We start from the raw sequence: 6,149 nt of genomic DNA, 5'->3' as shown, positions 1-6,149 counted from the left end.
GGAATATCGTTTATCGACAACTTCGGCGGTTACAGAAACTACCCCGGTTATTGAAGTCTTTTTTCGGTCATCCGGACCTGGCGTATATCGCCGGGTGATGTTCGCTTACTTTGTTTCTGATTAGTAGCTTTCGGTAACCACAGAGAGGCCATCGAGTTAGGACGATGCCATGCTGGGTTAAAGGTATGGGCGTTGAGCTTTCGTGGGTACCACGACGGCAAGCGAAATCCCCGCCACGCGCGTCTTCTCCAACTAACAGTAACTCCTAACGGACGAGCTCACCGTTCGATAGCGACGCAAGCTATCCCATCACTTACCACCTCAAGGGAGGTGAGCTCGACTTTAAATCTAAGGAAATCATTTATGAGAAAAAGAAAAGTATTACCACTAGTTAAAAAGGCCTTGGACCAGGCTGTTCATGACCAAGCCCTGTCGTATGGTGCTGCTGCCTCGGTAGCATCCAAATTCATAAAATTTCAAGACTATATGGAGAAAAAAGGATATTCAGGAAATCTGAAAAATATTACTAAACAAGATGTTTTGGATTATGCCAAAACGCTTGAATGCTATAGCACCGCCTATAAGCATGGCCTAATTTCTGCTGTTAATGTGGTTTTTAAACACATTACCCACGGAGTCTGGGTTCCCGTGACAGGAGTTAAGGATTGCGGCTTAGAGAAAAGGAATTTTGTGCGTACTGAGAAACCGTTAGAAGATTATCACTTCGACATTGAAGGTTTATTTCACTCTCTCATTGATAAAAGAAATAAACGTGCAACGATTGTCGCGCAAACATGCTTGCTTTTTGGACTGAGACTAAAAGAAGCATCACTTTTAGATCACCGGGAAGCACTGATAACTCTGATTGAAAATCAACTTATTGAGGTTAAGTACGGTACAAAAGGAGGGCGGCCTAGAACTGTGAATGTTGAACCAGACGAGCTTGCAATCGAAACGCTCACTCGTGGCGCCGCACTTCAAGCTAATCATTATTCAATTATTCCAGAAGATAAAAAGTGGATACAATTTTGCCGATCCGAAATAGATCGTTATAGAGACCACTTGAAAAATGTCGGGATAAATTCTTACAAAGAACTTCGAGCGATCTACGCATGTCGTAAATATTATCTTAAAACCGACATCGCCCCACCAGTTTACGGGGGAAAGGCAAGTAAACAACTAGATTCTTCTGTGAGAAAAGAAATCGCGGAGGATTTAGGGCACAAAAGATCGTCTATTTCCAATTCCTACATTGGTAAATCGAAAAATGAAAAAGATAGCAAGTAAATCTACAAGCCTAAACTTCAGGCTCAAAAACTATTCTAAAAAAGGTGGGAAAAAACACCGTAATCGTCAACTACAAAGGATTTATAAGTTCATAAAATATTGTGATTGTCCACCTGACCAAATAGGAAACCGTCATGTGACTAAGTTTTTTGAGGATAATATTATGGCTCAGTCCACCAAACGTGACTATTACTATGCTATCAAGCTCCTATGGCACATGTTGGGGCGTAATAAAAACCCAAAAAAACCAAAAGTATTGGAAGATTGTTTATGATTACTCTTATAAAGATTTATTTTAGTAATTTAGATCATTAACTGAACTTTTTTAATTATAGCCAGGAAGTTGTCACCCAGACCCTACTATCTGATTTCTAGTAGTAGAGCCTGAGCATCGATACCTCCTGGCGTATTTTTTTGTATTAGGAGCACACCTCTTCAGTCACTGTTTTTTTTTGCATCCATCTCTCTTGGCAAGACATAGGCCTACAGAGCCAGTGCAACTGTCAACAGACTTCGATCAAACGTAATCTCGTTTTCCGTTTGTGAGCAGCCATCACCGTTACTTCTATAGTTTTTACAGCCCCAGAATTCCCCATAACGACCTTTACGCTGTACCATTTCTGCACCACATTTGGGACAGACCGGAACCCAGTTCAAGCATTCCGGATTAATACAAATCTTGAATCGGCCAGCTCGGCGCATTTGGGATTCGCACTGAGCGCAACCTCGCTCACGGTGCGTACAAAGAGGGTATTTGTTACAACCAAAAAAGCCTCCGAATTTACTCTGCCTTGGAACCATGGTTCCAGTTTTGCATTTCATACATTTGAGCATGTGAAGCAGTTGCTGGCTGAGTGAGGTCGCGAATTCATTCAGCTCGACGTCGTACCCTTCCCTTAGCAACTCGACTACAAAATCTGAAGCTACAGCCATATCGGCAATCATATAAACGCGATTTCTAGCCCGTGTGAGAGCGACGTACAACAACCGCCTTTCCTCAGCATTGGGGTGTTTCTCTTTTCCTGGCAATAATGCCTCAAGGAGGGGGTGCGTCGTTTTCATGGATGGGAAACCGTGCTTGCCAGTCTCCAATCCAAGAACGATCACATAATCGGCCTCTTTTCCTTTAGAGGCATGTACCGTATGGGACTCCAGCACAATTGAAGGGTAGCGTTCGGCAATATGCCGCAGCTCTGCCCTGTCCGGTAGATTAAAGCCGTAACGCCCCAACAAATAGACACTACTGCCGGGCTCAGCAATCTCCGCTATGCGCGCAATAACCTTCTCCAACCGGCTTGGCTCGCCAGGGCTTTGCTTTTGCCTGTTGTCCTCGCGAAGAAGCGATACCGATGGTTTTATGACTTTTTTTAGACTGTTTAGCTGCTTCTTAACCTGTGCGGGATTCTGGAGCACAAAACGCGTTGCCACATCACCGATACCGCTGTTGAAGCGGAAAGTAAGGTCAAGTGCCGTTACCCTGGTGGGCCCGAACTTTTCCGGAAATGCGGTTGTAAAACTGAGATCACTACCCGTGAAACGATAAATCGCCTGCCAGTCATCCCCTACACAGAATAACGAACTATCTTTGACAGAATCCCGAAGATACTTAACCAGGCGGGCACGGGCATCTGAGATATCCTGAAATTCATCAACCAGGATGTATCGCCAAGGACTGACAAAGCGACCGTCTCGGACATACTCAATGGCCTTGCCGATCATGTCATCGAAGTCGATGTGACCTTCCCTGTCCAGCAACACCTGATAGTCCTCAAGTATCGGCTGGAGCAGCTTCAAGGCCGCCTTTACTTGCTCCTTGTTTTCAGCTTTGGCAATGGAGGCTTCCACTTGCCCAGGCTCATAACAGTTCGCACGATACCTTTTCAGCAAATCCGCCAGCAAAGCGGCAAACGTACTGATAGCCCCAAATTCACGCAACGTTGCCAAGACAGCTTCCGGCGGAAGCGGCCGATACTCCACCCCATTTTCAGCTAATTTTTCATCGAGCGCTTCAAATAGCACTCCTTCTACCAGCTCGTAGTGATACAGCTCAACCAGACAAGTGCCTTTCTCGGCATGAAGTTGTCGTTTCCAGGCCATTCCCTGATGGTAAAGCTCCCTATCAACATAAGGTGCAGTATTGCCATCCCGATCGATTCCGTAGTACTCGATATAGACACCATGCTCCGGCAGGTAAAAATCAGGTTGGTACTGGCGATGTAGCGGGTTTGCCGTCTTATGCTCATAAGCAGGCTCATATTGATACTCGATGCCTTGCTTAAAAAGGTAATTCGCGACTAGACACTCACCCAAGCTTTTGACCGCCTCACCTTTTAGCGTACGGATATCGTTAGCAAGGATATAATCAAAGTATTCCCCTTCTGTATCGAAATCGAAAGGGTTTGCTGCAGGGTAGAGATAATACTGGAAGTACCTGATCACCAATTGCCGGTAAGAACGCACCTTCAAATGCTTTTCAAACCACTGGTTCACCTGTAAAGCGAGCTGTCGGTCATCCTCTGCGAGGGGGGTCAGGGACGGTTGCTGTCCCTCTACTTTGGCAATAATGTCCTTGCCCAACTTGTGAAACGTACTTGCGGCAACCCCACAGCGCCCTAGCCGATTATCAATTCGCTCTTGCATTTCTGCTGCTGCTTTGTTCGCAAACGCAAGCATCAGAATATCGCAAGCCCTGGCTTGCCCGCTCTTAATCAAATACCCGGCGCGACCAACCATGACACTTGTCTTACCGGTACCCGCACCAGCCAACACTAGATTGTTATCTTCATCGACTACGCAAGCCTCTCGCTGACGATCAGTAAGCGGCTGACTTTCAACGGATGCAAAAAACTCGTCATAGAGCTTCAGTTGACGTGCCACATAGCTTTGGCGTAGTTGTTCAAGGTCTGACTCCTGCCAGCCGGCTACATCAGCTAACCACTGAAAAGGCACTTCTTTGATACCTTCACACCATTCAGCCTCCGGCACTCTTACAAATCGCCTCAAAACCTGCTGCGCCATTTCTTTAGCTAAATCTATTCTCGACTGCCGAGGGTACCCCTTAGCCAATAACGACCGAATATTGTCAGCGGTCTTCGCCACTTCCGGGGCAAGCTGCTTGAGCCAATGCTGGCGTAGCCAACGGAACAAGGCTTGGGCCTCTTTTTTTCTGAGCCCTGAGAAGGTTTTGGGGCCGACATCTGTTTGCAACACCAGTCTGGCAAAAACCATTCCCTCTTGAAATGTAGCCTCATTCGCTAATGACTCAGCTAGAATCAAGTATCTATCGCCGTTTTTTGTGACAACCTGCAAACCGCCATTAGCTAAATTGAACGTTGCAGACTCAGCTCCAAAGAGGCGCATTAGCCAGTGGGGGTCAATTTGTGTAGAAGAGGACACTGAATTCATGACGGGAAATGACTCACAATTTTATATGACGCCTTGTCGCTTTGGAGCGGCGCAGAAAGGTATCATCCTAACATTATCACTGATCATTGAGTGGCAAGACACCGGAGATTCAAACAATCAACGGTTGATGGCCTCGTTTACTTCCCGGATACCGCTCCGGCGCTAAGGATATTCCTGGTGATAACCCCCGTGGAGTCTAAGTCCCACACCACTGTGATTCACTGCCAGCACAATGCCCTGCTCGACGTTTTCTGCCACCAGGGCGCAATAAACAGAAATCGCCAATGCTTCCTCTGCGAACCAGCCTAGCCGAGTTCTTGGATAGCTATATGGTGTAGCTTGCCGGACTGACTCAGCTCAATCGCCTTATCCAGAGACGCCAATGTCTCCTCGTGACAACGCTCTGCTACCAGCAATGTCTTGGCGGTACCCGCATTGCCCCGGGACAACCTCTGCTGTCATTGCCGGCGGTCTATAGAACTCCCGGCTAATCCCGCACAGCACTCAAACACGCCATACCGGGTGCAGGTCACGCCGACTGTGCAGGTCCTGACCTGTCAGATTAATCAATAACATCACACACGGTGCGCTTAGACAATGTGTTCTTAGGCGCACTTCTAAGTAGAAATGTTCGCAAAATAGTCAGCATCCCGTCATTTGCCCGGTCAAAGTAAATTTAAACTTAAGCGAGACTATCAATTGGGAATATATATGGAATATCGCATGCCAACTCTGAAAATGATCGGAGCAGCTGAAAAAAATGCAAAAGCTCTAAACATCAAAATTCCCTGCATTGTTCTTATCGACTACGATGCTTGTTGGAGGTTCAACGAATACTGTTGGTTGCTTCAGCCACCTCGATACAAGGACGTTAGATGGGAATTTGAATTCTGCTACTTTGCTGGAATTCCTGTTGCTCTGAAGGACTTTAAATCAAAAGTGGGATTTCTATTCTGGTTTTCCGTTCACTTCAGAATCTTTGTGGTATCAGAGGTGAAGCCAAAAAAGTTAATAGATTTAACATGCTACCCATTTTTTACCTATTCGAGACGAAAAAAATTGGTGATTTGGTGCCTTAGACAAGTACTGAAAGATTAAATAATACAAGAAAATTTATTAAGCTGAAGTAGCTTTGACAGTCGAATTTTGGAATCTAAGGTTAACCTTACAGGCTCAATAACTCGACTTCAGCATATTGCTGGCCACCGTTATAAGGATCGCAGTGGTCCACCAATCCTTGGAAATAATCATGGCTCTTGATCCGCCCGCCGATATCCTCGCCCTTCCCTATGTAGGCCAATGGGCCCTCGTCATCTTCGCCAAATAACAAATATACACCGGCGTCGCTGTCTTCCCATTTCTTTAAGGCGGCTCCAAGGCGCGTGAGCGGAGCCATTAACACATGCCCGTCCAGTTAAACACCTCGACTGTCAGCATGCCATCGAGTTTTCCATCGA

The 6,149-nt window shown here is 46.2% G+C and carries 4 protein-coding genes; 2 read left to right on the top strand and 2 right to left on the bottom strand.

What is annotated here, in order from left to right; translation table 11 throughout:
- Window positions 1-363 precede the first annotated feature (363 nt).
- Entirely contained in the window at window positions 364-1,287 is a 924-nt protein-coding gene (locus ARC85_RS18070; protein ID WP_286715714.1) for an integrase domain-containing protein, read from the top strand.
- On the top strand, window positions 1,268-1,561 hold the full coding sequence (locus ARC85_RS18065) for a hypothetical protein (RefSeq protein WP_286715712.1): 294 nt from the start codon (window positions 1,268-1,270) through the stop codon (window positions 1,559-1,561). The genes ARC85_RS18070 and ARC85_RS18065 overlap by 20 nt, the downstream gene beginning before the upstream one ends.
- A 209-nt stretch (window positions 1,562-1,770) precedes the next feature.
- Here ARC85_RS18065 and ARC85_RS18060 read toward each other — a convergent pair whose 3' ends face one another.
- Window positions 1,771-4,692 carry a UvrD-helicase domain-containing protein gene (locus ARC85_RS18060; RefSeq protein WP_286715710.1) on the bottom strand — a complete coding sequence of 974 codons (2,922 nt, stop codon included), beginning with the start codon at window positions 4,690-4,692 and terminating at the stop codon, window positions 1,771-1,773.
- Between the two features lie 1,165 nt (window positions 4,693-5,857).
- Window positions 5,858-6,088 carry a GIY-YIG nuclease family protein gene (locus ARC85_RS18055; RefSeq protein WP_286715708.1) on the bottom strand — a complete coding sequence of 77 codons (231 nt, stop codon included), beginning with the start codon at window positions 6,086-6,088 and terminating at the stop codon, window positions 5,858-5,860.
- Window positions 6,089-6,149 lie beyond the last annotated feature (61 nt).

This window comes from Marinobacter sp. tcs-11 (assembly GCF_002049515.1).
Lineage (GTDB): Bacteria > Pseudomonadota > Gammaproteobacteria > Pseudomonadales > Oleiphilaceae > Marinobacter > Marinobacter nauticus.
Note: the sequence above shows the minus strand (reverse complement) of the source record. Positions and strands in the feature narration are given on the sequence as shown.